The sequence below is a fragment of the Streptomyces sp. NPDC099050 genome (genome assembly GCF_044759865.1).
Classification (GTDB): Bacteria; Actinomycetota; Actinomycetes; order Streptomycetales; family Streptomycetaceae; genus Streptomyces.
This window is the reverse complement of record NZ_JBIWAE010000003.1, coordinates 1-24,745: the sequence shown is the minus strand read 5'-3', so window position 1 is coordinate 24,745 and position 24,745 is coordinate 1. Positions and strand designations below refer to the sequence as shown.

The 24,745-nt window shown below is 73.1% G+C and carries 24 protein-coding genes; 16 read left to right on the top strand and 8 right to left on the bottom strand.

The window, feature by feature from the left end; all coding sequences use genetic code 11:
* Positions 1-96 precede the first annotated feature (96 nt).
* Positions 97-1,455: a phosphoglucosamine mutase gene (gene glmM / locus ACIQV3_RS05965; RefSeq protein WP_403710222.1), complete on the top strand. Its 1,359-nt coding sequence runs from the start codon at positions 97-99 to the stop codon at positions 1,453-1,455.
* Between the two features lie 77 nt (positions 1,456-1,532).
* Here glmM and ACIQV3_RS05960 read toward each other — a convergent pair whose 3' ends face one another.
* Positions 1,533-2,483, bottom strand: a complete 951-nt coding sequence (locus ACIQV3_RS05960) for a DUF389 domain-containing protein (RefSeq protein ID WP_403710220.1) — start codon at positions 2,481-2,483, stop codon at positions 1,533-1,535.
* A 55-nt stretch (positions 2,484-2,538) separates the two neighbouring features.
* Complete coding sequence (gene coaA / locus ACIQV3_RS05955; RefSeq protein WP_403710218.1) at positions 2,539-3,630, bottom strand: type I pantothenate kinase; 1,092 nt, start codon at positions 3,628-3,630, stop codon at positions 2,539-2,541.
* A gap of 256 nt (positions 3,631-3,886) precedes the next feature.
* Between coaA and ACIQV3_RS05950 the strand changes: the two genes are divergently transcribed.
* The 8 genes from ACIQV3_RS05950 (at position 3,887) to ACIQV3_RS05915 (ending at position 12,094) form a co-directional block, all read left to right on the top strand.
* A complete protein-coding gene (locus ACIQV3_RS05950) occupies positions 3,887-4,675 on the top strand; it encodes a hypothetical protein (RefSeq protein WP_403710216.1) in 789 nt (262 codons plus the stop codon).
* Positions 4,676-4,783: 108 nt separating this feature from the next.
* Complete coding sequence (gene glmS, locus ACIQV3_RS05945) at positions 4,784-6,634, top strand: glutamine--fructose-6-phosphate transaminase (isomerizing) (RefSeq protein WP_403710214.1); 1,851 nt, start codon at positions 4,784-4,786, stop codon at positions 6,632-6,634.
* A gap of 78 nt (positions 6,635-6,712) precedes the next feature.
* Positions 6,713-7,081 carry a holo-ACP synthase gene (locus tag ACIQV3_RS05940; protein ID WP_403710212.1) on the top strand — a complete coding sequence of 123 codons (369 nt, stop codon included), beginning with the start codon at positions 6,713-6,715 and terminating at the stop codon, positions 7,079-7,081.
* 26 nt (positions 7,082-7,107) lie between these two features.
* Complete coding sequence (locus ACIQV3_RS05935; protein WP_403710210.1) at positions 7,108-8,526, top strand: NAD(P)H-hydrate dehydratase; 1,419 nt, start codon at positions 7,108-7,110, stop codon at positions 8,524-8,526.
* A 395-nt stretch (positions 8,527-8,921) separates the two neighbouring features.
* Positions 8,922-10,058, top strand: coding sequence for an alanine racemase (gene alr / locus ACIQV3_RS05930; protein ID WP_403710208.1), 1,137 nt, complete (start codon positions 8,922-8,924; stop codon positions 10,056-10,058).
* Positions 10,059-10,076: 18 nt separating this feature from the next.
* Positions 10,077-11,222 (top strand): alpha/beta fold hydrolase, encoded by a 1,146-nt coding sequence (locus ACIQV3_RS05925; protein ID WP_403710206.1) that lies wholly within the window; start codon positions 10,077-10,079, stop codon positions 11,220-11,222.
* Positions 11,206-11,730 (top strand): tRNA (adenosine(37)-N6)-threonylcarbamoyltransferase complex ATPase subunit type 1 TsaE, encoded by a 525-nt coding sequence (gene tsaE, locus ACIQV3_RS05920; protein WP_403710204.1) that lies wholly within the window; start codon positions 11,206-11,208, stop codon positions 11,728-11,730. Before ACIQV3_RS05925 ends, tsaE begins: the two co-directional genes overlap by 17 nt.
* Before the next feature lie 133 nt (positions 11,731-11,863).
* On the top strand, positions 11,864-12,094 hold the full coding sequence (locus ACIQV3_RS05915; RefSeq protein ID WP_403710202.1) for a hypothetical protein: 231 nt from the start codon (positions 11,864-11,866) through the stop codon (positions 12,092-12,094).
* 64 nt (positions 12,095-12,158) lie between these two features.
* On the opposite strand, the gene ACIQV3_RS05910 is transcribed toward ACIQV3_RS05915, so the two are convergent.
* Positions 12,159-12,716: a hypothetical protein gene (locus ACIQV3_RS05910; protein WP_403710200.1), complete on the bottom strand. Its 558-nt coding sequence runs from the start codon at positions 12,714-12,716 to the stop codon at positions 12,159-12,161.
* Between the two features lie 166 nt (positions 12,717-12,882).
* Between ACIQV3_RS05910 and tsaB the strand changes: the two genes are divergently transcribed.
* From tsaB to ACIQV3_RS05885, 5 genes are read left to right on the top strand one after another with little or no spacing between them, the layout of a single operon-like run.
* A complete protein-coding gene (tsaB, locus tag ACIQV3_RS05905; protein WP_403710198.1) occupies positions 12,883-13,560 on the top strand; it encodes a tRNA (adenosine(37)-N6)-threonylcarbamoyltransferase complex dimerization subunit type 1 TsaB in 678 nt (225 codons plus the stop codon).
* 29 nt (positions 13,561-13,589) lie between these two features.
* Positions 13,590-14,156 carry a ribosomal protein S18-alanine N-acetyltransferase gene (gene rimI, locus ACIQV3_RS05900; protein WP_403710853.1) on the top strand — a complete coding sequence of 189 codons (567 nt, stop codon included), beginning with the start codon at positions 13,590-13,592 and terminating at the stop codon, positions 14,154-14,156.
* On the top strand, positions 14,149-15,330 hold the full coding sequence (gene tsaD, locus ACIQV3_RS05895) for a tRNA (adenosine(37)-N6)-threonylcarbamoyltransferase complex transferase subunit TsaD (protein WP_403710196.1): 1,182 nt from the start codon (positions 14,149-14,151) through the stop codon (positions 15,328-15,330). Before rimI ends, tsaD begins: the two co-directional genes overlap by 8 nt.
* A 14-nt stretch (positions 15,331-15,344) precedes the next feature.
* Positions 15,345-15,608 (top strand): hypothetical protein, encoded by a 264-nt coding sequence (locus ACIQV3_RS05890; protein WP_403710851.1) that lies wholly within the window; start codon positions 15,345-15,347, stop codon positions 15,606-15,608.
* Positions 15,609-15,661: 53 nt separating this feature from the next.
* Positions 15,662-16,324: a hypothetical protein gene (locus tag ACIQV3_RS05885; protein ID WP_403710194.1), complete on the top strand. Its 663-nt coding sequence runs from the start codon at positions 15,662-15,664 to the stop codon at positions 16,322-16,324.
* On the opposite strand, the gene ACIQV3_RS05880 is transcribed toward ACIQV3_RS05885, so the two are convergent.
* The gene (locus ACIQV3_RS05880; RefSeq protein WP_403710192.1) at positions 16,304-17,482 is read right to left on the bottom strand and encodes a methyltransferase domain-containing protein; all 1,179 of its coding nucleotides are present in this window, start codon (positions 17,480-17,482) and stop codon (positions 16,304-16,306) included. The two genes, ACIQV3_RS05885 and ACIQV3_RS05880, sit on opposite strands and share 21 nt — an antisense overlap.
* Before the next feature lie 187 nt (positions 17,483-17,669).
* Between ACIQV3_RS05880 and ACIQV3_RS05875 the strand changes: the two genes are divergently transcribed.
* Together ACIQV3_RS05875 and ACIQV3_RS05870 are read left to right on the top strand one after the other, a co-directional pair.
* Positions 17,670-18,548, top strand: a complete 879-nt coding sequence (locus tag ACIQV3_RS05875; protein ID WP_403710190.1) for a polysaccharide deacetylase family protein — start codon at positions 17,670-17,672, stop codon at positions 18,546-18,548.
* Positions 18,545-19,429 carry a polysaccharide deacetylase family protein gene (locus ACIQV3_RS05870; protein ID WP_403710188.1) on the top strand — a complete coding sequence of 295 codons (885 nt, stop codon included), beginning with the start codon at positions 18,545-18,547 and terminating at the stop codon, positions 19,427-19,429. The genes ACIQV3_RS05875 and ACIQV3_RS05870 overlap by 4 nt, the downstream gene beginning before the upstream one ends.
* On the opposite strand, the gene ACIQV3_RS05865 is transcribed toward ACIQV3_RS05870, so the two are convergent.
* From ACIQV3_RS05865 to ACIQV3_RS05850, 4 genes are read right to left on the bottom strand one after another with little or no spacing between them, the layout of a single operon-like run.
* Positions 19,426-20,856 carry an FtsW/RodA/SpoVE family cell cycle protein gene (locus ACIQV3_RS05865; RefSeq protein WP_403710186.1) on the bottom strand — a complete coding sequence of 477 codons (1,431 nt, stop codon included), beginning with the start codon at positions 20,854-20,856 and terminating at the stop codon, positions 19,426-19,428. The genes ACIQV3_RS05870 and ACIQV3_RS05865 overlap by 4 nt on opposite strands.
* Positions 20,844-22,118 carry an LCP family protein gene (locus ACIQV3_RS05860; protein ID WP_403710184.1) on the bottom strand — a complete coding sequence of 425 codons (1,275 nt, stop codon included), beginning with the start codon at positions 22,116-22,118 and terminating at the stop codon, positions 20,844-20,846. Before ACIQV3_RS05860 ends, ACIQV3_RS05865 begins: the two co-directional genes overlap by 13 nt.
* A gap of 57 nt (positions 22,119-22,175) precedes the next feature.
* A complete protein-coding gene (locus ACIQV3_RS05855; protein WP_403710182.1) occupies positions 22,176-23,585 on the bottom strand; it encodes a sensor histidine kinase in 1,410 nt (469 codons plus the stop codon).
* Entirely contained in the window at positions 23,578-24,267 is a 690-nt protein-coding gene (locus ACIQV3_RS05850) for a response regulator transcription factor (protein WP_403710180.1), read from the bottom strand. Before ACIQV3_RS05850 ends, ACIQV3_RS05855 begins: the two co-directional genes overlap by 8 nt.
* Positions 24,268-24,745 lie beyond the last annotated feature (478 nt).

Sequence of the window (24,745 nt, the reverse complement as noted above, 5' to 3'; positions counted from 1 at the left end):
CACTCTGTGTGCTGCCGGGGCGGTTCGTTTACCGCCAAAAGCGGCAAATAATTGGCACAACTGCTCACAGCGAAGTGTGAACTCGGGAGGACAACAGTGGGACGACTCTTCGGGACGGACGGTGTACGGGGCGTCGCCAACGCGGATCTGACGGCCGAGCTCGCGCTCGGTCTCTCCGTGGCGGCCGCGCACGTACTGGCCGAGGCGGGCACCTTCGAGGGTCATCGGGCCACGGCCGTGGTCGGCCGGGACCCCCGGGCCTCGGGCGAGTTCCTGGAGGCCGCAGTCGTCGCGGGCCTCGCGAGCGCGGGCGTGGACGTCCTGCGCGTCGGTGTGCTGCCCACCCCGGCGGTGGCGTATCTCACCGGTGCGCTGGGCGCCGACCTCGGTGTCATGCTCTCGGCCAGCCACAACGCCATGCCCGACAACGGCATCAAGTTCTTCGCGCGCGGCGGCCACAAGCTCGCCGACGAGCTGGAGGACCGGATCGAGTCGGTCTACGAGGACCACCGCACGGGTGCCCCCTGGGACCGCCCGACGGGCGCCGGTGTCGGCCGCGTCTCCGACTACACCGAGGGCTTCGACAAGTACGTCGCCCACCTCATGGGTGTCCTGCCCAACCGCCTCGACGGCCTCAAGGTGGTCCTGGACGAGGCGCACGGCGCGGCCGCCTTCGTCTCGCCCGAGGCCTTCACCCGGGCCGGCGCGGAGATCGTCACGATCGGCGCCGAGCCCGACGGCCTGAACATCAACGACGGCTGCGGCTCCACCCACCTCGGTCTGCTCAAGCAGGCCGTCCTCGAGCACGGGGCCGACCTCGGCGTCGCGCACGACGGTGACGCCGACCGCTGCCTCGCCGTGGACGCGAACGGCGAGGAGGTCGACGGGGACCAGATCCTCGCGGTGATCGCGCTGGCGATGCGCGAGGCCGGGCAGCTGCGCGAGGACACCGTCGTCGCCACCGTGATGTCGAACCTGGGCTTCAAGCTGGCCATGGAGTCCGAGGGCATCAACGTCGTGCAGACGGGCGTCGGCGACCGGTACGTGCTGGAGTCGATGAAGGAGCACGGGTACGCGCTGGGCGGCGAGCAGTCCGGCCACGTGATCATCCTCGACCACGCCACCACCGGTGACGGCACCCTGACCGGCCTGATGCTGGCGGCCCGCATCGCGGCCACCGGTACGCCGCTGGCCGAGCTGACCGGGATCATGACGCGGCTGCCGCAGGTCCTGGTCAACGTCCCCGACGTGGACAAGTCGAGGGTCACCACCTCGGGCGAGCTGGCCGCGGCCGTCGCCGAAGCGGAGCGGGAGCTCGGCACGACCGGGCGCGTCCTGCTGCGTTCGTCGGGCACCGAGCCCCTCGTACGGGTGATGGTGGAGGCCGCCGACATCGAGCAGGCCCGCTCGGTCGCCGGCCGCCTCGCGGACGTCGTGAAGTCGGCGCTCGGCTAGAGCCGGCCCCGAGCGTCATGACAGCGGCCCCGCGCTACGAAGCTTCGTAGCGCGGGGCCGCTGTCGTCGGCCGGAGCTCAGGCCTTGGCCTGCGTGCGCCGCCAGTGGCCGCGCTGGGTGCGCCACAGGAGCTTCTGGGCGAGCAGGGTCAGGACGCCGGCCAGCATGATGCCGAAGAGGTTCAGCAGCAGCTGCTCCATCGAGCCCCACATCTGGGCGAACCGGCCGTAGCCGAGCGCCACCGCCGCGTTGGCGGCCGCCGGGACGGTGGTGACCGAGATCGCGACGCCGACCAGCGCGCCGGACTTCGCCGAGGTCAGGGAGAGCACCCCGGCCACTCCGGCGAGCACCGCCACGACGAATGAGAACGGGTCCGGGTTCCAGATGAAGTTGGTGTTGGGGCGGGGATTGTCCAGCATGCCGGCGTGGAACAGGCCGAGCGCGTCCATGACCAGGGTGAAGAGGGTGGTCGCGACCATCGCGGCGGCGAAGCCCACCAGCAGGGCGATGAGGGAGCGGGCGGCCAGTTTCGGGGCGCGCCGCACCAGCGCGGTGCAGACGCCGGCGAGCGGGCCGAACTCGGGGCCGACCGCCATCGCGCCCACGATGAGGATGGCGTTGTCGAGGACCACACCGCAGGCCGCGATCATCGTGGCGACGATCATGAAGGCGCAGTAGGTGATGCTGAGGGTGGACTCCTCGTGGGTCGCCTCGCTCAACTGCTCCCACAGGACGGCGTCGGCGCCCTCGCCCGGGGCCTCCTCCTCGGCCCGGTCGGCGCGCTCCGAGAGGGACAGGTCGATGTTCTCGACCGCGATCGACCCGTCCTTGTCGATGCCGAGCCCCCGGAGCTCGTTCAGGAGCTCGTCGCCCGCCTCCCGCGCGACGTCGCACAGCACGATGTCGCCCCGCGGGATGCGGGCGGCGCCGGGCAGCACGGCCAGATGGGTGGTGCCGACCGTGCCCTCGATGATCCTGACCACGGCATCGGTCCGGTCCGACGGAATGATCATCCGTAGATGCAGCATGGCCGCACCCTAGCGTCCGTCGCAGTCCTGCGCCGAGCCTGGATTCCCGTGGCGCTCAGAGCTTGCGCAGACTCAGCTTCTGCACCTTGTGGTCCGGTCCCTTGCGGACGACGAGGGTGGCGCGGCCGCGGGTCGGGGCCACGTTCTCCAGCAGGTTGGGCCTGTTGATGGTCCGCCACATCGTCTGCGCGTACTCCAGCGCCTCCTCCTCGGAGACCTGGGTGTACTTGCGGAAGTAGGAGAAGGGGTTCTGGAACGCCGTCTCGCGCAGCTTGCGGAACCGGTTGAGGTACCAGCGCTCGATGTCCTCGGGGCGGGCGTCCACGTACACGCTGAAGTCGAAGTAGTCGGCGAGACCGACCCGGGTGCGGCCGTCCTTGCCGGGCATGGCGGGCTGCAGGACGTTGAGCCCCTCGACGATCAGGATGTCGGGACGGCGTACGACGAGCCGCTCGTCGGGGACGATGTCGTAGATCAGGTGGGAGTACACGGGCGCCGTGACCTCGTCCTTGCCCGCCTTGATGTCGGCGACGAAGCGGGTCAGCGCGCGGCGGTCGTAGGACTCGGGGAAGCCCTTGCGGGCGGTCAGGCCGCGCCGTTCGAGCTCCTTCATCGGGTAGAGGAACCCGTCGGTGGTGACCAGCTCCACGCGCGGGTGCTCCGGCCAGCGGGCCAGGAGCGCCTGCAGGAGACGGGCCACGGTGGACTTGCCCACCGCGACCGAGCCGGCGACCCCTATGACGAAGGGGGTGCCCGTCTGGGCGCCGTGGCCGTTGCCCGCGTCGCCCAGGAAGGTGTTGAGGGTGCCGCGCAGGTTGCTGGTGGCGCCGACGTACAGGTTCAGCAGGCGGGAGAGCGGCAGGTAGACGTCGCGGACCTCGTCGAGGTCGATGACGTCGCCCAGTCCCCGCAGCCGCTCGACCTCGTCGGCCGTCAGCGGGAGCGGGGTGCGCTCGCGCAGGGCGCTCCACTCGGCACGGGTGAGGTCTACATAAGGGGAGGCCTCGTGGCCCCGGCGGCGCGTGGGGTGCGCGGCGTGCTCGGGGTGCTCGGGCTGCTGGGCCTGCTGGGCCTGTGTAGGGGGCTCCGATCCCTCGGGGCGCTCCGTTGCGCGGTCCGGCGTGCTTCGTGGCGGCGAAGAGATCACACGGCCATTGTCACGGGTCGCGGGCTCCCGTGGGTGGTGTGGTCGGTCACGTGGAGCCGGGTCTTATGGCCCGGGGTGGGTGGGGTTGTACGGGAGGCGGTATCGATTGGAAGGCCTTGCGGTCTCTTCGGCATCACGATGCGCGGTGCGCGCGGATATCGGCGGGGCCCGGGTCCCGGGGCGCCGTACGGTGTCGATCACGGCGGCTCGCGCCGCCGATTTCCGTAGATCTTTTCCTGTGGGGGGAAACACCAGCATGCGCAACGCCTTCGTCCGCCGTACCGTCCTGTCCGCCTCGGCCGTGTCCCTGGCGCTGCTCGTGTCCGCGTGCGGGGGGTCCTCGGACTCCGACGCGAAGTCCGGCGCGAAGGCCGGCGCGAAGGCGTCCGGCGCGGCCTCCGCGTCGTCCGCCCCGGCGGCGAAGGGGAAGACGGACGCGGAGCTGACCCCCCTGCTGGTCACCGAGGCGGACGCGCCCGGGTTCGTGGTGGCGCCCGACGCGGAGGCCAAGCTCGCGGCCGGCGACGCGGACCAGATCTCCACCGACAAGCCCGAGTGCAAGGTCCTGGTCCAGAGCCAGGCCCTGCAGAAGATCGGCACGCCGACCGGCTCCGCCCGTACGGGCGTGACCGCCAAGCCCAAGGAAGACCCGAACGCCACGGCGGAGCAGAAGATCCAGAACGCGCTCGGCGTCACGGCGACGATGGTCGGCCTGAGCTCGTACGACGGCAAGGGCGCAGAGGACCTGATCGCCTCCGTCAAGGCGGCGGGCAAGGCGTGCGGGGGCGGCTTCACCGCCACCGCCCAGGGGGACACCACCAAGTACGAGAGCGTGACGGCCGGCACGGGCGCGCCCGTCACCTCCGGCGACGACAGCGCCAGCCTCGTCCTCACGGTGGACCTCGAGGACGGCGACAAGCTCGTCTCCTACCTGACGGTCCTGCGCACGGGCTCCACCGTGGCCACCTTCACCTCCGTCAGCCTGACGGGAAAGGCGGAGTCCCCGGTGACGCTGGTCGCCGCGCAGTCCGCGAAGCTCGGCTGACCCTCCGTCCGCACGCGCGTCACCCCGCCCCGGCGTATGCGCCGGGGCGGTTTTTTCGTCCGGTTCAGGTACCGGGCGCGGAGCCAACTACGGCGTACCCTGCGGCTTATGTGCGGAATCGTGGGTTACGTGGGAGCGCAGTCGGCGCTCGATGTGGTCATTGCCGGACTCAAGCGGCTGGAGTACCGCGGCTACGACTCGGCGGGTGTCGCCGTGCTCGCCGACGGGGAACTCGCCGCCGTCAAGAAGGCCGGCAAGCTGGTCAATCTGGAGAAGGAGCTGGTCGGGCACCCGCTGCCGGCCGGTTCCACGGGGCTCGGACACACCCGGTGGGCCACCCATGGGGGGCCCACCGACGTCAACGCCCACCCGCACCTCGACAATTCGGGGCGCGTGGCCGTCGTGCACAACGGGATCATCGAGAACTTCGCCGCGCTGCGGGCCGAGCTCGCGGGGCGCGGGCACCGGCTGGAGTCCGAGACGGACACCGAGGTCGTGGCGCACCTGCTGGCCGAGCGGTTCGAGGGCGCCGGCGGCGACCTGGCGGAGGCCATGCGGCAGGTGTGCCGGCAGCTCGACGGGGCCTTCACCCTGGTCGCCGTGCACGCGGACCAGCCGGACGTGGTGATCGGGGCGCGCCGCAACTCGCCGCTCGTGGTGGGCGTCGGGGAGGGCGAGAACTTCCTCGCCTCCGACGTGGCCGCCTTCATCGCCCACACCCGCTCCGCGATCGAGCTGGGACAGGACCAGGTCGTGGAGCTGCGCCGCGACGGGGTCACGGTGACCAACTTCGACGGCACGGCCGCGGACGTGCGGGCGTACCACGTGGACTGGGACGCCTCCGCGGCCGAGAAGGGGGGCTACGACTACTTCATGCTCAAGGAGATCGCCGAGCAGCCGAAGGCCGTCGCCGACACCCTCCTGGGCCGGATCGACGCGAACGGCCTGCTGACCCTCGACGAGGTGCGCATCCCCGACTCGGTGCTGCGCGAGGTCGACAAGGTCGTGATCGTGGCGTGCGGCACGGCGTACCACGCGGGCATGATCGCGAAGCTGGCCATCGAGCACTGGACGCGCATCCCCTGCGAGACGGAGCTGGCCAGCGAGTTCCGCTACCGCGACCCGATCCTGGACCAGCGGACGCTGGTGATCGCGATCTCGCAGTCCGGCGAGACGATGGACACCCTGATGGCGCTGCGCCACGCCCGCGAGCAGGGTGCCAAGGTGCTGGCGATCTGCAACACGAACGGCTCGACGATCCCGCGCGAGTCGGACGCCGTGCTGTACACGCACGCCGGGCCCGAGGTGGCCGTCGCCTCGACGAAGGCGTTCCTGACGCAGCTCGTGGCCTGCTACCTGGTCGCCCTCTACCTCGGGCAGGTCCGGGGCACGAAGTGGGGCGACGAGATCCGGTCCGTGATCCGGGAGCTGTCGGACATCGCCGGGGCGGTGGACACCGTACTGGAGACCATGGAGCCGGTACGGGAGCTGGCGCGCTCGCTCGCGGACAAGAACACCGTGCTGTTCCTCGGCCGGCACGTCGGCTACCCGGTGGCGCTGGAGGGCGCGCTCAAGCTCAAGGAGCTGGCGTACATGCACGCCGAGGGCTTCGCGGCGGGCGAGCTCAAGCACGGGCCGATCGCGCTCATCGAGAAGGACCTGCCGGTCGTGGTCGTCGTGCCGTCGCCGCGCGGGCGCTCGGTGCTGCACGACAAGATCGTGTCGAACATCCAGGAGATCCGGGCGCGCGGGGCGCGGACCATCGTGATCGCCGAGGAGGGGGACGAGGCGGTGGTCCCGTACGCCGACCACCTCATCCGCATCCCGGCCACCCCGACGCTGCTCCAGCCGCTCGTGGCCACCGTGCCGCTGCAGGTGTTCGCGTGCGAGCTGGCGACGGCGCGCGGCAACGAGGTGGACCAGCCGCGTAACCTCGCCAAGTCGGTGACCGTGGAGTGAGCGCAGCGAACGGGACAGGTCACCGACAATTGAGCACAGTGGTGACGGTGGAGTAGTGGCCTGGCTGGAGCTGTAGTTGTGATTATCGGCGTCGGGATCGATGTGGCGGAGATCGAGCGGTTCGGCGCGGCGATGGAGCGGACGCCGGGCCTCGCCGGGCGGTTGTTCCTCGACGCGGAGCTGACCCTGCCGGGCGGCGAGCGGCGCGGGACCGCCTCGCTCGCCGCCCGGTTCGCCGCCAAGGAGGCGCTCGCCAAGGCGCTCGGCGCGCCCGCCGGGCTGCTGTGGACCGACGCCGAGGTGTACGTGGAGGCCAGCGGGCAGCCGCGGCTGCGGGTGTCGGGGACGGTCGAGGCGCGGGCGAAGGCGCTGGGCGTGCGGTCCTGGCACATCTCCCTCAGCCACGACGCGGGCATCGCCTCCGCCGTGGTGATCGCCGAGGGATAGCGGCCCCTTTCGGGCACGCTGGTGGCATGCGTACTGCTTACAGCGTGGAGACCGTACGGGCCGCCGAGCGCGAGCTGATGGCCCGGCTGCCCGAAGGCACCCTGATGCGGCGGGCGGCGGGCGGACTGGCCGCCGTCTGCGTGCGGTTGCTGCCCCGCGTGTACGGGGCCCGCGTGGTGCTGCTGGTCGGCCCGGGGGACAACGGCGGCGACACCCTCTACGCGGGCGCGAAGCTGGCCCGGCGCGGGGCCGGGGTGACGGCCGTCGCGATGGACCCGGACCGGGTGCACGCGGGCGGACTGGCCGCGCTGCGGGCCGCCGGCGGGCGCCTCGACGGGGCCGTGCCCGAGCGGGCCGACCTGGTGCTCGACGGGCTGGTCGGCATCGGCGGCCGGGGCGCGCTGCGGCCGGCCGCGGCCGCGCTGGCCGCACGGATCCCGGCGGGCGCGGTGGTGGTCGCGGTGGACCTGCCGAGCGGGGTGGACGCGGACACCGGGGAAGTGGCCGGGGCGGCCGTCACGGCGGACGTGACGGTGACCTTCGGGGCGTACAAGCCGGGGCTGCTGACCGACCCGGGGGCCTCGCGGGCGGGAGCCTTGCACCTGGTGGACATCGGGCTGGACTTCGGAGCCCCGGAGCCTGGCTCCGGAGCCCCGGAGATGGAGGCCCTGCAGCACGCCGACGTGGCGGGACTGCTGCCGGAGCCGACGGCGTCGAGCGACAAGTACCGGCGCGGCGTGCTCGGGATCGTCGCCGGGTCCGCGCGCTACCCCGGCGCGGCGGTGCTCGCGGTGGCGGGGGCGCTGCGGGGCGGCGCGGGCGCGGTGCGCTACGTAGGGCCGCCGCCGGTGGCGGACGCCGTACTGGCCCGGTACCCGGAGACGCTGATCGGGACCGGCCGGGTGCAGGCGTGGGTGGTCGGGCCGGGGCTGGGCGACGAGGGCGGCCCGGAGGTGCGGGAGGCGCTGTCGCAGCCGGTACCGGTCCTGGTGGACGCGGACGGGCTGCGCGGGCTGGACCCCGGCGAGCTGCGGGCCCGGGCGGCCCCCACCCTGCTGACCCCGCACGCGGGGGAGGCGGCGGCGCTGCTGGGGCTCCCGCGGGAGACGGTCGAGGCGGGCCGCCTGGAGGCCGTACGGGCGCTCGCTGAGCGGTACGGGGCGGTGGCGCTGCTGAAGGGGTCGACGACCCTGATCGCCCCGGCCGGGGTCGGCCCCGTACGGGTGAACCCGACCGGGACCCCGTGGCTGGCCACCGCCGGGAGCGGGGACGTGCTGTCCGGGCTGGCCGGGTCCCTGCTGGCGGCCGGGCTGACCGCCGCGGACGCCGGGTCGGTGGCGGCGTACCTCCACGGCCTGGCGGCCCGCCTCACCGGCGGGCCCCTCCTGGCCCACCAGGTGGCGGAAGCCCTGCCGCGGGCCTGGCGCGATGTCGCTCGCCGCTAGTGGGACCCGGGTCCGGGGTGCCGGGCCGTTGCCGGGGTGCGGCGCCGTTGCCGGGGGCCGGGCCCCGGACTCCCGCGCCTCTAACGCCGGCGGGGCTGGTTTTGGCGTGCGGCGCCGTTCCCGGGAGCCGGGCCCCGGACTCCCGCGCCTCTAACGCCGGTGGGGCTGTTTTGGCGAGCGGCGCCGTTGCCGGGGGCCCCCGCGCCTCTAACGCCGGCGGGGCTGGATTCCGGTCGCGGGCGGCCCGCGCGTGCGGGTCGGCGGGCCCGGAGGCCGCCTCGGACGCCGCCGGGGCCGGAGGACCTCGCACGTGCGGCCGGGCTCGTGGGCACCGCCGCCGGGTGCTGGCCCCGCCTGTTCGGCCCGGTGGGCGGGGCTCTGAGAGACTGTGGGGGATGAACGAGACAGCCGCGCGCGTGTACGCCGAGATCGATCTTGACGCCGTCCGGGCGAACGTACGGGCCCTGCGCGAGCGGGCGCCCCGCTCCGCCCTGATGGCCGTCGTCAAGGCGGACGCCTACGGGCACGGGGCCGTGGCCTGCGCCAAGGCCGCCCAGGAGGCCGGTGCGAGCTGGCTGGGTACCGCCACGCCCCAGGAGGCCCTCGCGCTGCGCGCCGCCGGGCTCGAAGGGCCCGTCCTGTGCTGGCTGTGGACGCCCGGCGGACCCTGGCGGGAGGCCGTCGAGGCCGGTATCGACGTGGCCGTCAGCGCGATGTGGGCCCTCGACGAGGTACGGGCGGCCGCCCGCGCCGCCGGAATGACGGCCAGGATCCAGCTCAAGGCCGACACGGGCCTGGGCCGCAACGGCTGCCAGCCCGCCGACTGGGAGGCCCTGGTGACCGCGGCCGTCGCCGCCCAGTCCGAGGGGACCGTACGCGTCACCGGTGTCTGGTCGCACTTCGCCTGCGCCGACGAGCCCGGCCACCCTTCCATCCAGCTCCAGCTGGCCGCCTTCCGCGACATGCTCGCGTACGCGGAGAAGGAGGGCGTCGAGCCCGAGGTCCGGCACATCGCCAACTCCCCGGCCACGCTCACCCTCCCGGAGTCCCACTTCGACCTCGTCCGCTGCGGCCTGGCCGTCTACGGGGTCTCGCCCTCGCCCGAGCTCGGCACCCCCGCCCAGCTCGGCCTGCGGCCCGCGATGGCGCTCAAGGCCACCGTCGCGCTGGTCAAGACCGTTCCGGCCGGGCACGGGGTCAGCTACGGACACCACTTCGTCACCGAGCGGGAGACCAGCCTCGCGCTGATCCCGGCGGGCTACGCCGACGGGCTCCCGCGGCAGGCCTCCGGGCTCGGCCCGGTGCTCGTCGGCGGCCGCGTCCGTACCGTCGCCGGGCGCGTGGCCATGGACCAGTTCGTGGTCGACCTGGACGGGGACGAGGCCCGCGCGGGCGACGAGGCCGTCCTCTTCGGGGACGCGGAGCGCGGTGAACCCACCGCCGAGGACTGGGCTCAAGCGGCGCATACGATCGCCTATGAGATCGTCACCCGTATCGGGGGCCGGGTCCCCCGCGTGTACCTCAACCACTGACTGAGCGGGGGCGGCGGCGTGAGTGAGAACTGGCGCAAGGCGGGCTGGGCCGGCGCCGCCATCGGCGTGATAGCCGCCGGTGCGGCGGCCGGGGTCGCGGTCGAACGGATCACCGTCGGCCGGGGCATGCGGATGAAGGCGCGCCTCGCGCTCGACGCGACCGCGGACTTCGGATCCCTGCGCGGCGTCCCGGGCACCGCGCGGGCCGAGGACGGCACCGCGCTGTACTACGAGGTCGACGAGCTGCCCGAGGAGGGCAAGCGGCGCCGGCTGCGCCGCAAGGCCCCGCGCCGTCCGACCGTGGTGTTCTGCCACGGCTACTGCCTCTCCCAGGACTCCTGGCACTTCCAGCGCGCCGCCCTGCGCGGCCTGGTCCGGGCCGTCTACTGGGACCAGCGCAGCCACGGCCGCAGCGCGCGCGGCCTGTCCCAGGCCGAGGGCGAGCCGGTCACCTTCGAACAGCTCGGCCGCGACCTGAAGGCCGTCATCGACGCCGCCGCCCCCGAGGGCCCGCTGATCCTGGTCGGTCACTCGATGGGCGGGATGACCATCATGGGACTGGCCCATGAGTGGCCCGACCTCATCCGGGACCGGGTGGTCGGGGTGGCGCTGGTCGGCACCTCCAGCGGCCGGCTGGCCGAGGTCACGTACGGGCTGCCCGCCCTGGGCTTCTCGACGGTACGACGCCTGCTGCCCGGGGTGCTCAAGGCGCTCGGCTCCCAGGTGGAGCTGGTGGAGAAGGGCCGGCGGGCCACCGCCGACCTGTTCGCCGGCATGGTCAAGATGTACTCCTTCGCCTCGCGCGACGTCGATCCGGCCGTCTCCCGCTTCGCCGAGCGGCTCATCGAGGCCACGCCCATCGACGTGGTCGCCGAGTTCTACCCGGCGTTCCAGGCGCACGACAAGACGGCCGCCCTCCAGCGGTTCGCGGGCATCCCTGTCACGATCATCGCCGGGGCCGGCGACATGGTCACCCCGCCCGATCACAGCGAGTCCATCAAGGAAGCCGTGCCCTCCGCGGAACTGGTCGTCCTGGACGGCGCCGGGCACCTGATGATGCTGGAGCGCCCGGACACCGTGAACCGGCTGCTCACCGAACTCCTCGCGCGCACCGGGACGGTGCCCGCAGCGGCTAACGTTGCTGGGCATGGAAGAAGTACCTGACACGGAAACGCACGTCACCGTCGGCTCGCCCGACGCCATGCAGGACCTGGGGCGCCGGATCGCCGCCCTGCTGCGCCCCGGCGACCTCGTCCTGCTGACCGGGGAGCTCGGCGCCGGGAAGACCACCCTGACCCGCGGCCTCGGCGAGGGCCTGGGCGTGCGCGGGGCCGTGACCTCACCGACCTTCGTGATCGCCCGGGTCCACCCCTCGCTGACCGGCGGTCCGGCGCTGGTGCACGTGGACGCGTACCGGCTGGGCGGCGGGCTGGACGAGATGGAGGACCTGGACCTGGACGTCTCGCTGCCCGAGTCCGTCGTCGTCGTGGAGTGGGGCGACGGCAAGGTCGAGGAACTGTCCGACGACCGGCTGCACGTGCTGATCCAGCGGGCGGTCGGCCACGAGGAGGTCCTCGACGACGTGCGCGAGGTCGTCGTCCGCGGGATCGGTGGCCGCTGGTCGGCCGGGGCGGGTCTGGAGAGCCTCGCGGGCGTCCTGTCGCCGGAGTAGGCGCGGCGCGGCGAGAAACGTTCCGACAAGTCGTCGGGAAGATATTGCGCGGGTGGTGGGGCGCGTGGTCACATGGTACCGAGGGCTGGTTAGGCGTACCTAAGTACGGGCTGGCCCCGGCCAGGAGGCAGCCATGTCGGCAAGAGGAGCAGCGGGCGTCCCCCGCCCGTCCGCCGTGTCCATGGGGGCGCTGCTCGCCGCGGGCGCGGCCGCCAGCGCCGTATCGACGCCGCCCGCGCGCGGGCAGCACGCACCGGAGCACGGTCCCGGCCCCGGTCCCGTACGGGAAGGGGCGGAGGGCGTGGAGGGCACGGAGGGTGCGGAGGGCAGTGCACAGGCCGCTCCGGAGTCCGAAGCGGCCTGAAGCGGAGACCCGTCGCACTGTGGGCGGGGTCTCTTACGAGTGAACTTGGCGTGCCACCCCCGGGTCAGGGAACGACGACGACCTTCGAGCCGATCGTCGCGAAGGCCCACATCGCGTCCCCGTCCGCGCGCAGCATCCGGACACCGCCGGTCTTCTTCGCCGGATCGGGCGCCGGCAGGGTGTTGTCCACGCGGGCGCTGAAGCCGACCGTGACCCCCTGCGGACTGGCGAACCGGACGACGTGCTCGATCGGCACCCCGTCCGAGCCGGTCACCTTGCCCGTGCGGCCGCCCACCGTGTAACTGCCGGGCGCGGGGTGCACCGTGCTCGGCACGACCGCGAAGGACTTCGGCGCTCCGGTGGGTCCCACCAGCCATACGCGCTTGGCGCTCAGCGAGTACACGACGCGCACCCCGGTGCCGGATCCGGCCGGGAGGGCCACCGGCTTCGACGGGTCCGTCTTGGCCGGACCCGAGTCGCTCGGAGCGGGCACCGGGCTCTGCGCGACGGCCTTCGGCGGGAGCGCGGGAGCGGAGGCGGAGGCCTGGTAGCCGAGGAAACCGACGACGGCGAGCGCCCCGACGGTGAGCCCGGCCACGATTCCCGAGCTGCTGCGTGCCACCTTGCTCCACCTCTCCGCATGGTCAGTCGAAACGGGTCAGTCAAAAATGGTCAGTCGAAATGGTCAGTCGAACGATCACACCCTGACACCTGGTCCGAAGGTAGCAGCCGGGGTGCCCGCAGACCGGCCGCAAGGGCCGGGGGCCCCGGAGTCGTAGGCTGTTCGCGTGCTCTTGCTCGCTGTAGATACCGCCACGCCCGCCGTCACCGTCGCCCTGCACGACGGCGAGTCCGTCCTCGCCGAGTCGAACCAGGTCGACGCCCGCCGCCACGGGGAGCTCCTGCTGCCCTCCGTCGACAAGGTCCTCGCCGAGGCGGGGGTCAAGCTCGAAGCCGTCACCGGCATCGTCGTCGGCGTCGGCCCCGGCCCGTACACGGGACTGCGCGTCGGCCTCGTGACCGCCGCCACCTTCGCCTCCGTCCTCGGCGTGCCCGTCCACGGGCTGTGCACCCTGGACGGCCTGGCCCACGCGGCCGGCGAGGCCGGGATCGAGGGCCCCTTCGTCGTGGCCACCGACGCCCGGCGCAAGGAGGTCTACTGGGCGCGCTACGAGGACCCCCGCACCCGGGCCGGCGGGCCCGCGGTGGACCGGCCGGCCGATATCGCCGAGCGCGTCGCCGGACTGCCCGCCGTCGGGCAGGGAGCGCGGCTCTACCCCGAGGTCTTCACCGACGCGAGGGCCCCCGAGCACCAGAGCGCCGCGGCCCTGGCCGCCCTGGCCGCGCTGCGGCTGGCGGCGGGGGAGGCGTTCGAGAACGCCGACGGCATGGCGCCGACCCCGCTCTACCTGCGCCGGCCCGACGCCGAGGTGCCCAAGAACTACAAGGTGGTCACCCCGCAGTGACAGCCACCTCAGCGGTCGTCCTGCGCGAGATGCGCTGGTGGGACATCGAGCCCGTGCTGGAACTGGAGCACGAGCTGTTCCCCGAGGACGCCTGGTCCGCCGGGATGTTCTGGTCCGAGCTCGCCCACGCCCGCGGCCCCGGCGCCACGCGCCGGTACCTCGTGGCCGAGGAGGCGGGCCGGCTGGTCGGCTACGCCGGGCTGGCCTCCGCCGGTGACCTGGCCGACGTACAGACCATCGCCGCGGCCCGCGACCAGTGGGGCACCGGGCTCGGCGCCCGGCTGCTGACCGAGCTGCTGCGCGCCGCCACCGCGTTCGAGTGCGCCGAGGTGCTGCTGGAGGTGCGGGTGGACAACGTGCGCGCCCAGAAGCTCTACGCGCGCTTCGGCTTCGAGCCCATCGGCTTCCGGCGCGGCTACTACCAGCCCGGCAACGTGGACGCCCTCGTGATGCGCCGCGTCTCCGATCCGGCGACCCCCGTGGACCACGCAGACCCCGCGGACCATACGGACCCCGCGGACCCCACGGACCCCGATTCCGCACTCCCCGACTCCGCACACTCCGTACCCCTGCAAGGTGAGACGACCCATGGCTGACGAACCGCTCGTCCTCGGCATCGAGACCTCCTGCGACGAGACCGGCGTCGGCATCGTGCGCGGCACCACGCTGCTCGCGGACGCCATCGCGTCGAGCGTCGACGAGCACGCCCGCTTCGGCGGGGTCGTGCCCGAGGTGGCCTCCCGCGCGCACCTGGAGGCGATGGTCCCCACCATCGAGCGCGCCCTGAAGGAGGCCGGGGTCAGTGCCCGCGACCTCGACGGCATCGCCGTCACCGCCGGCCCCGGCCTCGCGGGGGCCCTGCTGGTGGGGGTCTCCGCCGCGAAGGCCTACGCGTACGCGCTGGGCAAGCCGCTCTACGGGGTGAACCACCTGGCCTCGCACATCTGCGTCGACCAGCTGGAGCACGGGCCGCTGCCCGAGCCGACGATGGCGCTGCTGGTCTCCGGCGGGCACTCCTCGCTGCTGCTGGCCCCCGACATCACCTCGGACGTACGGCCGCTCGGCGCGACCATCGACGACGCGGCGGGCGAGGCCTTCGACAAGATCGCCCGCGTCCTGCAGCTGGGCTTCCCCGGCGGCCCGGTCATCGACCGGCTCGCGCGCGAGGGGGACCCGAAGGCGATCGCCTTCCCGCGCGGGCTGACGGGGCCGCGCGACGCCCCGTACGACTTCTCCTTCTCCGGGCTCAAGACCTCGGTCGCCCGCTGGATCGAGGCGAAGCGCAAGGCGGGCGAGGACGTGCCGGTGCGCGACGTGGCGGCCTCCTTCCAGGAGGCCGTGGTGGACGTGCTGACGCGCAAGGCGATTCGCGCGTGCAAGGACGAGGGCGTCGACCACCTGATGATCGGCGGCGGTGTCGCGGCCAACTCCCGGCTGCGCTCGCTGGCCCAGGAGCGGTGCGACGACGCGGGGATCATCCTGCGCGTGCCGCGGCCGGGGCTGTGCACGGACAACGGCGCGATGGTGGCGGCGCTGGGCGCGGAGATGGTCAAGCGGAACAGGGCCCCCTCGGACTGGGACCTGTCGGCGGATTCCTCGCTGCCGGTGACCGACCCGCATGTTCCCGGCCATTCCCACGGCCATTCTCACGGGGACGGCGACGGGGGCGGCGACGGCCACGGGGGCGGCGACGGCCACGGGCACGGTACCGGCCACGCGCACGATCACGACCACGTGCACGAGCTGAGCAAGGACAACCTGTACTCGTGAGCATCATCGTGCTGATGTGGGAGGCCCGGGCCGTGCCCGGGCGGGCCAACGAGCTGCTGGAGTGGGCCCGTTCGCGGATCCTGGCCCAAGACCCGGTGCGGCGCGAGGTGTTCAGCGCCCCACAGGACCGGGTGCTCGTCATCACCTGGTGGGAGACCGCCGGGGGGATCGGCGCCGAACTGCCCGAACTGCCGGAGCCCGCAGCCGATTTGATCACGCGGGCGGTCCACCGCTGGCGCTTCGAATCGGTGGAGGTCGGCGGGACCGGCGAGGGCTGAGCCTCCGCTCGGCCGCCCTCCGGGCCCCTTGGCGTGCGGATATGGTCACGTGCATGCCCCGCCGTGACCTGCCGCCGCCTCCCCCTCCCGCGCACTTGCGCGCCTGGCTCGACGAGCACTCCCTGAGGGCGGTACGGGCCGACCGCGCCCGGTTCCTGGGGGAGCTCGGGCGGCGCAGCCTGGGCATCGGCCGGCTCCTGCTCCTCTGGGCGGTCTCGGCCGTCTTCGCCCTGGGGTGGTCCTTCGTCGGCATGGCCCTGATGGCCATCGAGACGCACGACCCGTTCGCGTACCTCTTCGGCCTGATCTTCGCCGTGCTCGGCGTGGGCGTGCTGATACCGGCCGGGTTCTGGTTCGCCTGGGGCGCCAAGCGGGACCGGCAGGTCCGCCGGCTGCTGTGCGCCTGGGCGGAGCTGGACCGGGACCCGCCCGTGGACGCCGCCCTACGCGCGCCCGGGCGCAGCCTGGTCTGGCTGCTGGCCTCCTTCGCCCTGGGCGGCCTCGGCCTCTGGGTGACCTTCGGCTCGGCGGCGACGGCCCGCCCCGGAGCCGACACCTACGGAGAGGTCGCCTACACCATGGGCCTCGGCATGATCCTGTGGATCACCGCCCTACTGGGCCTCGGCAAGGCGGGCGCGCACTACCGGTGGGCACTGCGGCTCCTCGGGAGAGCGGCCGGGGGACCCGGCGAGCCGTCAGGGGCGGGCGGTCGGTGAGCCGATCAGCATCGAGGGTGCTCCGGCGACCCGGGTCAGGAACACCGTCGCGGAGTTCGGTCCCTGCGGCTTCACCTTCTTGCGCAGCTCCTCGGGCTCGATCGCGGAGCCGCGCTTCTTCACCGTGAGGATGCCGACCCCGCGCTCGCGCAGCAGCGCCTTGAGCTTCTTCAGCCCGAACGGCAGGACGTCGGTGATCTCGTACGAGGTCGCGTACGGGGTCTCGCGCAGCTCGTCGGCGGTGATGTACGCGATGGTCGGGTCGATCAGCCGGCCGCCCAGCTGCTCGGCGACCTCGGCGACGAGGTGGGCGCGGATCACGGCGCCGTCGGGCTCGTAGAGGTAGCGGCCGACGGGGCCGGCCTCGGGGTCGGGCAGCGGATCGGCGGTGGCCAGCGCGCGCGGGCCGGGCAGCAGGGTGGCGCGGATCTCGCCCGGGGCCGTTCCGAACCAGAGCACGGCCTCCTTCACGTCCCCCTGGTCGGAGATCCACTCGGCCTGGGCCTCGGCGGGCACCGCCTCGTGCGGGATCCCGGGGGCGATCTTGATGGCGGCGACCTTCGCGGCGCGGGCGGTGGCGATCGCCCAGGACAGGGGAGGGGAGTAGGACTCCGGGTCGAAGATCCTGCCCCGCCCGCCCCGGCGGGCCGGGTCGATGAAGACGGCGTCGTAGCCGGCGGTGTCGACCTCCGTCACATCGGCCTCCCGGACCTCGATCAGGTCCGCCAGCCCCAGCGCCTCGGCGTTCGCCCGCGCCACGGCGACGGTCAGCGGATCGTGGTCCACCGCCAGGACGCGGATGCCGAGCCGGGCCAGGGCCAGCGCGTCGCCGCCGATCCCGCAGCAGAGGTCCGCGAGGCTCCGTACGCCCAGGGCGGCGAGCCGCTCGGCGCGGTACGAGGCCACGGAGGCGCGGGTGGCCATCTCCCCGCCGCCGGGGGTGAAGTACATCCGGCGGGCGTCCTCGGCCCCGAACTTCGCCACCGCGCGCTGCCGCAGCCGGGCCTGTCCGAGGGCGGCGGACACCAGCGCGGCGGGGTGTTCGCGGCGCAGCCGGGTGGCGACGGCGAGCTCCTGGGCGGGGTCGTAGTCCCGGAGCGAGTCGAGGAGGGCGTGGCCCTCGGGGGCGAGGAGCGCGGCGAAGTCTTCGGGGGTCACGGGTCCATTGTCGGCCACCGTGGGCCAGTCGGAGGAAGGTCGGATTCCCCTCGCGGTGTCGCCCGGGGCGCGCGCCTGGAGGGTGTAAAGATCCCGAACTATGCAGCTAGTCCGACAAACGGAACATAAGACGCAACACGGTCACCGGATCGCGGCAGTCGCGCGCGGCCGGTTGGGTACGGCCGCGATGGCCGCACTGCTCCTCGCCGCACTCGGCACGGGTTGCGGGACCGGCGGGTCCGACGCGCCGGACAAGGCGGCGAAGGCGAAGGCCGCCGCGGGCGCCGCCGGCGAGCAGGCCGGAGCGGCCGGCGCGCTCGGCACCTACGCCGAGAAGCTGAAGGCCCTCCAGCAGGCGCGGATCGTCGCCGCGAAGAAGTGGGGGCTGGCCAAGCCGCCGCTCGTCGCTCCGCAGGCACCCAAGGAGAAGCCGGAGATCTCCACCCGTGACGGCTTCGAGGTCGAGGGCCAGGACGAGCTGCCCCCGGTCTTCACCACCGTCCCCACGGAGGAGAAGGTCGTCTTCCTGACGATCGACGACGGGGCCGAGAAGGACCCCGAGTTCCTGAAGATGATGCAGGAGCTGAAGCTCCCGTACACCGCCTTCCTCAGCGACTACCTGGTCCGGGACAACTACCCGTACTTCAAGGAGATGCAGGCGGCGGGCGTCACGCTCAACAACCACACGCTCAACCACCGCTACATGCCGGCGCTCTCGTACGAGAAGCAGCGCCAGGAGATCTGCGGTCAGCAGGACACCATCCAGAAGACGTTCGGCAAGCGCCCGACGCTCTTCCGCCCGCCGTACGGGAACTACAACGAGGACACGCTGCGCGCGGCCAAGTCCTGTGGGATCAAGGCCGTTCCGCTGTGGAACGAGGAGGCCTTCCCGAACCGGATGGACTGGCGGGAGTGGGACAAGGACCTGCACCCCGGGGACATCATCCTGACCCACTTCCGGGGCAAGGAAGACTGGAAGGGCAGCATGACTGACATGATCCGTCACGTCATGAAGACCGTCACGGACAAGGGTTATGCCGTGGCTCGGCTGGAGGATTACTTGTGAGGTACGCGCGCCGGTTCGTAGCCGGAACGCTGACGGCCGGCGCGCTCGCGCTGTCCCTGACGGGGTGCGGGGACAGCGTGGACCCCATCGAGAGACTGGGGCGCAAGACCACGGAGGCCAGGGCGACCCCGTCGCCCTCGGGGGCGGCCTCCCCCTCCGCCGCGGGCCGGGGTTCGGTGGCCGCGGCGGACGAGGCGTACAAGAAATGGGGCCTCAGCGGCCCCCTCCAGTACGCGCCCAAGCCGGCCGTCACACCGCGGATCGCACCCGCCGAGGCGGGCCGGGTCCAGGTCGTCGACCGAATACCCGTCCCGGCGGACGACAAGGTCGTCTTCCTGACGTTCGACGACGGCGCGGAGAAGAGCCCCGAGTTCCTGAAGATGGCCGCCGATCTGAAGCTGCCGATCAGCATGTTCCTGACGGACAGCATCGCCTCCTCGGACTACGGCCACTTCGAGAAGCTCCGTGACAACGGCTCCGGCAGCACGATAAACAACCACACCCTGACGCACCCGAATCTCCGCACCCTGTCCTTCGAGGCACAGAAGAAGGAGATATGCGGGCAGCAGGAACGCCTGGAGAAGCGGTTCGGCAAGCGGCCGGCGTTCTTCCGCCCGCCGTACGGCAACCACAACGACGACACCCTCAGGGCCGCGCACGAGTGCGGGATATCCCAGCTCCTCCTGTGGCGCGTGTCGATGCAGATCAACAACTTCCAGTACGCCGAGGGCTCCGCCCTCAAACCGGGTGACATCATCCTGGCCCACTTCCGCGGCCCCGCCGAGCTGAAGGGCACGACGGAGACCGAGATGACGACCCGGATGCTCCGCCGGATACAGGAGCAGGGTTACCGCATCGGCCGCCTGGAGGATTACCTCTAGGGCGCGGCGGGGTGCGGTTCGGGCCCGGCGGCCTGCGGCGTGATCGTGGGCGTGATCGTCGTCTCCGCCGGGCCCCGCGCGTCCGCCTCGCGTTGTCGTTCGGTGCTGTCGGAGATCCGCAGCAGCAGGGCGATCATGATCCAGTTGGCCAGCAGGGACGAGCCGCCCGCGGCCAGGAAGGGCAGGGCCTTGCCCGTCAGCGGGATCAGTCCGGTGACGCCGCCCGCCACCACGAAGACCTGGAGCGCCAGGGCCGAAGCCAGGCCCACCGCCAGCAGCTTGCCGAAGGGGTCGCGGGCGCCGAGCGCCATCCGCAGCCCGCGCTGCACGAGGAGCGCGTAGAGGATCAGGACGGCCATGACCCCGGCCAGGCCGAGCTCCTCACCCACCGTCGTCAGGATGAAGTCGCTGCGGCCCGCGAACTTGATCAGTTCCGGATGGCCCAGGCCCAGGCCCGTGCCGGTGATGCCGCCCGTGCCGAAGCTGAACAGCGCCTGCGCCGACTGGTCCGAGACGATGCCCGGCGGCCGGTCCTTCCAGTAGTACGAGAGCGGGTTCAGCCAGGCGGCCACGCGGGCCTTGACGTGCGGTTCCGTCATGCCCACCACGAAGGCGCCCGCCGAGGCGAGGACCAGGCCGCAGATGATCCAACTGGTGCGCTCGGTGGCCACGTAGAGCATGACCACGAAGACGCCGAAGAAGATCAGCGAGGTGCCGAGGTCGCGCTCGAAGACCAGCACGAGCAGCGAGATGATCCACACCGTGATGAGCGGGCCGAGCTGGCGCATCGGCGGCAGCCGCATGCCCAGGAACTTGCGGCCCGACAGGGCCAGCGCGTCGCGGTGGATCACCAGGTAGCCCGCGAAGAACACCGCGATCATGATCTTCACGAACTCGCCGGGCTGGACCGAGAGCCCGCCGAACTTGATCCAGCGCTTCGCCCCGTAGGTGTCCGCGCCGAAGAAGGCGGGCGCGATCAGCGCCACCAGGGCCACGACCATCGTGATGTAGATGAACCGCTGGAGGAGGCGGTGGTCGCGCAGCAGTCCCAGCACCGCGATGCAGGCCGCGACGCCGATCACCGTCCACATCAGCTGGCCGGGCGCCACCGCCGGGGAGTTGTACCGGTCGAGGTACCCCTGGTCGAGCCGGTGCAGCAGCACCAGCCCCAGCCCGGTCAGCAGCAGGGCCAGCGGGAACACCAGCGGATCCGCGTACGCCGCGAACCGGCGCACGGCCAGGTGCCCCACCAGTGCGAGCAGCGTCATGCTGACCACGAAGCCGGTGAGGCCGGGCGGCAGCTCGTCGTTCATCGCGAGGCCGGCGGCGATGTGGCCGGAAATGGTCACCGCGAGGACGAGGACCAGGAGCAGTGCTTCCGTGCGGCGGCGCGCGCCCGCCGTGGTCAGGGGCTTCAGTCCACGCACGGGACGCCGCCGCCGTCGATGGCGGGGGTTCCGCTGCTGCTCCGGGGCGGTGAGGGGGCGGGCACGGAGCTCCCGGGGGAGCCCTGCGGCGCGGAGGGCGCGCCCGGCGCGTCGGAGGGCGCGCCCGGTGAGGAGGGAGCGGTGCCAGGCGCGCTCGGGCTCGCAGTGGCCCCGGGCCCGATCCGCTCGGCTATGAACCGCTTTATCTTCATATCGTCTACGACGTTTATCTCGGCGTCATGGTTCCGGCCGAAGCGTTCGATGGGAAGGGTCACAAACTCCACGTCGCCCCCGGACAGGTTCTTCGCCTGCTTCACGAAGGACAGCAGGTCCCATCCCCGGTCGGTGACCACGTCCTGCTTCGCCGAGCCGATCAGCTTCATCAGCTTCACCGGATCGGTGAAGGTCCCGGCCTGGTTCAGCTTGTAGGTGGCCCCGGCCAGGAAGGCCTGCTGCCGCTTCGTCCGGTCCAGGTCGCCCATGGTCAGCCCGTGCCGCTGCCGTACGAAGGCCAGCGACTGCTGCCCGTCGAGCGTCTGGCGCCCCGCCGGGAAATCGGCCCCCGAGAAACCGTCCTTCGCCGGCTTCTTCAGGCACACCGGTACGCCGCCCAGCGCGTCGGCCAGGTGATAGAAACCGGCCAGGTTCAGCTCGGCGAAGTGGTCGATCGGCAGCCCCAGGAAGGTGCGCACCGTCTCGATCTCCGCCCTGCGCCCCGCCTCGCGCCCCTCGAGCTCCAGCCGCCCCCGGTCCTTGACCCCCTGGGCGGAGAGCTGCTCCTCGGTCTTGGCCTTCGCCCGCCCGTACGCCTCCTTGATCTTGGCCTTGCCGGTGAAACCGGGCACCCCGTGCAGGTCGACGAAGTCGTCGCGCGGCACCGAGAAGGCCTTCGCCCGGCTCCCGTCGCCGGGGACGTGCAGCAGGATCAGGGTGTTGGTGTTGTAGCCGCCGACGTCCGAGCTCGCGCCCGCGTGCAGCTTGTCGAGCACGGCCGGGGGGAGGTCCTCGCCGTTCTGGTCCCGGCGGCTGTCCAGGCCCATCAGCAGGATGTTCACGTCGCCGTACTTCGACTTCTCGGCGCCCTTCAGGGCCTTGGAGCTGCCGATGCTGGAGGCGAGGTCGTCGTACAGGTACCAGGCGGTCGCCCCCGCGAGCACCACCAGGGCGCAGCCGGAAGCCGGCAGGGTGCGGGTGAGCCTGCGGCGGCGGGACGAGGCCGCCCGGGACTTCGGGGCACGGGTCTTCCTGCGGTGGGCGCTCATGCCTGTCGATGCTGGCGGAGCGGTGCTGAAGGAATCCTGAGAGTCCTGAAGGCGCCTTCAGGGGGCGGATCCGCCACCGCGGCCGGGTCCGGTGGACGCGGGCACGCGCAGCACCAGCCGCGCGCCGCCGGCGGGCGCCGGGAGCGCGCGGACGTCACCGCCGTGCGCCCGGGCGATCTCCCGGGCGATGGCCAGCCCCAGGCCGGTGCCGCCGCTGGCCCGGCCCCGGTCGGCGTCCAGCCGTACGAACCGCTCGAAGACCCGGTCCCGGTCCGCCTCCGGGATGCCCGGCCCGTCGTCCGTGACCTCGAGCAGCGCCCAGCCGTCCGCGGTCGAGGCCCGCACCACGACCCCGGTACGGGCGTGCCGCAGGGCGTTGTCCACCAGGTTCGCCAGCGCCCGCTCCAGCCGCGCTGGATCCCCGGCGGCCGGTACGGGAGCCCGCGCGTCCAGCCGTAGCGGAACCCGGGGCTCCGGGCGCCGCGCCGCGGCCTCGGCGGCCAGCAGCGCGAGGTCCACCGGCTCGGTGCGCGGCGCCGGCCCGCCGTCGAGGCGGGCCAGCAGGAGCAGATCGGCCGCGATGCCCTGGAGCCGCTCGGTATCGGCCAGCGCGGCCGCCACCGACTCCCGGTCGGGATCCCGCAAGGCCACCTCCAGCCGGGACCGGACGGCCGCGAGGGGGTTGCGCAGCTCGTGCGAGGCGTCGGCGGTGAACTGCCGCTGCCGGGCGTCGCTGCGCTCCAGCCGGTCCAGGGTGTCGTTGACGGTCCGGGCCAGCTGCGCGATCTCGTCGGCGCCGCCCGGGTCCGGGACCCGCCGGTCCAGCTCGCTCCCGGTGACCGCCGCCAGCCCGGTGCGGATCGCGGTGACCGGGCGCAGCGCGTGGCCCGTCACCCACCAGGCCAGCAGCGCCGCGAAGGCGATCAGCGGCGGCGCGCCGGCGAGCAGGCCGAGCGCGACGGCCCGGTTGGCGTCGTCGACGTCGCCGAGCACGGTCGCGGCGTAGACGGTGTGCGGGTCGCGCGCCCCCGGCGGGCCGGGCGCGTCCACGGCGACCACCACGCGCCGCTGCGCGCCGGGGCGTGCGGGCGGCAGCACGGCCGAGCGGACGTCCCGGCCGGGCGCGGGGCCCAGCTCCGTCAGCTCCGGGGTGTCCTTCAGGTCCCCGCTGGTGGCCACGACCGTCCCGGCCGCGTTCCGTACGAGGACCAGGTCGACCCCGCCCTCGGGCGCGGGCAGCCGGCCGCCGGCCGGGAGGCTCCCGGTGTCGTACCGGGCGGCCACCTTGCGGGCGGCCAGCTCGGTGCGGCCGGTGGTGTTCTCGATGAGGTTGGCGCGCAGCAGGGTGTAGAGCCACAGCCCGCCGGCGGCCAGCACGGCGGCCATCGCGAGGGCGGCGGCCGCGGCGGCGCGGGCGCGGAGGCCGCCGAGGCGGCGGTGCCACGGCTTCGACGGCGGCTCAGCCACCGTCCGGGGCCATCCGGTAGCCGGTGCCGTGGACGGTGAGGATCGAACGGCGCCCGAAGGGGGCGTCGATCTTCCGGCGGAGCGAGGAGACGTAGACCTCGACGATGTTCGGGTCGATGCCGTGCGGGGTGTCCCAGACCTCGTCGAGGATGTCCTGTTTGGCGACGGCCCGGCCGGGCTGCTCCATCAGGCAGCCCAGGACGCCGAGCTCACGGGCGGTCAGCTCGATCTCGTGCGTGCCCCGGCGGCAGCGGCGGCCCTGGGCGTCGAGGGTGAGGTCGCCCGCCTGCAGGACGCCGGTCCGGGCGGCGGCGCCGGCGGCGGTGCGGCGGGTGAGGGCGCGGAGGCGGGCGGCGAGGACGACGAAGGAGAACGGTTTCGTCAGGTAGTCGTCCGCACCCGAGTCCAGGCCCTCGGCCTCGTCGTACTCGCCGTCCTTGGCGGTCAGCATCAGCACGGGGGTGGTGACGCCGTGGGACCGCATCCGGGTGCAGATCTCGTAGCCCGAGAGGCCGGGGAGCATGAGGTCGAGGAGGACCACGTCGTACGGGCCTCCGGTGAGGGCCCGGTCCAGTCCGTGGTGGCCGTCGTGGGCGAGGTCGACCCAGTGGCCGTCGGCGGAGAGGCCGCGCCGCAGGGAATCGGCGAGGCTGACTTCGTCTTCGACGACCAGGATCCGCATGCCCCAAGCGTCACATACCGGGCACCCCACCTTCCCAACGCGGAGCCCCCTCCTCGACGCACCGCCCTCCTCCTCGACGCACCGCTGCGCGGGCTTCGCGCCGCTGCGCCGGACTCCGTCCGTCGGTGGCCGGTCGGGGCTGCCGCCACCGCCGCCCCGGCGCGGGCCCGGTGGGCGGGTGCGGCTGGGTCGGCCCTGCGGGGCGGAGTTCCCCTACCCGCCCTTCCACCGTTCCCCGGGCTCCGCCCGGACCCCGGTCCTCAAACGCCGGACCGGCTGGGAGGGGTACCGGGCTGCGCCCGGACCCCCCTGGGGCTCCGCCCCAGACCCAGGTCCTCAAACGCCGGACGGCTGAAAGGGCCCGGGCGGATGTTCCCCCGACCCGGGGTCGGTGGGGGCTGCGTGCCGGGGTCGGGGACGGGGGCGGGGTGGGGTGTTGGCCGGGACGTAAAGCGTGATTTGTGGCGCCCTACTCGGC

Bases quoted from the DNA above. Each gene is read 5' to 3' on its own strand.
- glmS (WP_403710214.1), top strand. From the start codon at position 4,784: ATGTGCGGAATCGTGGGTTACGTGGGAGCGCAGTCGGCGCTCGATGTG.
- ACIQV3_RS05860 (WP_403710184.1), bottom strand. From the start codon at position 22,118: ATGAGCGCCCACCGCAGGAAGACCCGTGCCCCGAAGTCCCGGGCGGCC.
- ACIQV3_RS05875 (WP_403710190.1), top strand. From the start codon at position 17,670: ATGGCCGCACTGCTCCTCGCCGCACTCGGCACGGGTTGCGGGACCGGC.
- ACIQV3_RS05950 (WP_403710216.1), top strand. From the start codon at position 3,887: ATGCGCAACGCCTTCGTCCGCCGTACCGTCCTGTCCGCCTCGGCCGTG.
- tsaD (WP_403710196.1), top strand. From the start codon at position 14,149: ATGGCTGACGAACCGCTCGTCCTCGGCATCGAGACCTCCTGCGACGAG.
- ACIQV3_RS05915 (WP_403710202.1), top strand. From the start codon at position 11,864: ATGTCGGCAAGAGGAGCAGCGGGCGTCCCCCGCCCGTCCGCCGTGTCC.
- rimI (WP_403710853.1), top strand. From the start codon at position 13,590: ATGCGCTGGTGGGACATCGAGCCCGTGCTGGAACTGGAGCACGAGCTG.
- alr (WP_403710208.1), top strand. From the start codon at position 8,922: ATGAACGAGACAGCCGCGCGCGTGTACGCCGAGATCGATCTTGACGCC.
- ACIQV3_RS05890 (WP_403710851.1), top strand. From the start codon at position 15,345: ATGTGGGAGGCCCGGGCCGTGCCCGGGCGGGCCAACGAGCTGCTGGAG.
- ACIQV3_RS05885 (WP_403710194.1), top strand. From the start codon at position 15,662: ATGCCCCGCCGTGACCTGCCGCCGCCTCCCCCTCCCGCGCACTTGCGC.
- ACIQV3_RS05850 (WP_403710180.1), bottom strand. From the start codon at position 24,267: ATGCGGATCCTGGTCGTCGAAGACGAAGTCAGCCTCGCCGATTCCCTG.
- ACIQV3_RS05935 (WP_403710210.1), top strand. From the start codon at position 7,108: ATGCGTACTGCTTACAGCGTGGAGACCGTACGGGCCGCCGAGCGCGAG.
- ACIQV3_RS05960 (WP_403710220.1), bottom strand. From the start codon at position 2,483: ATGCTGCATCTACGGATGATCATTCCGTCGGACCGGACCGATGCCGTG.
- tsaE (WP_403710204.1), top strand. From the start codon at position 11,206: ATGGAAGAAGTACCTGACACGGAAACGCACGTCACCGTCGGCTCGCCC.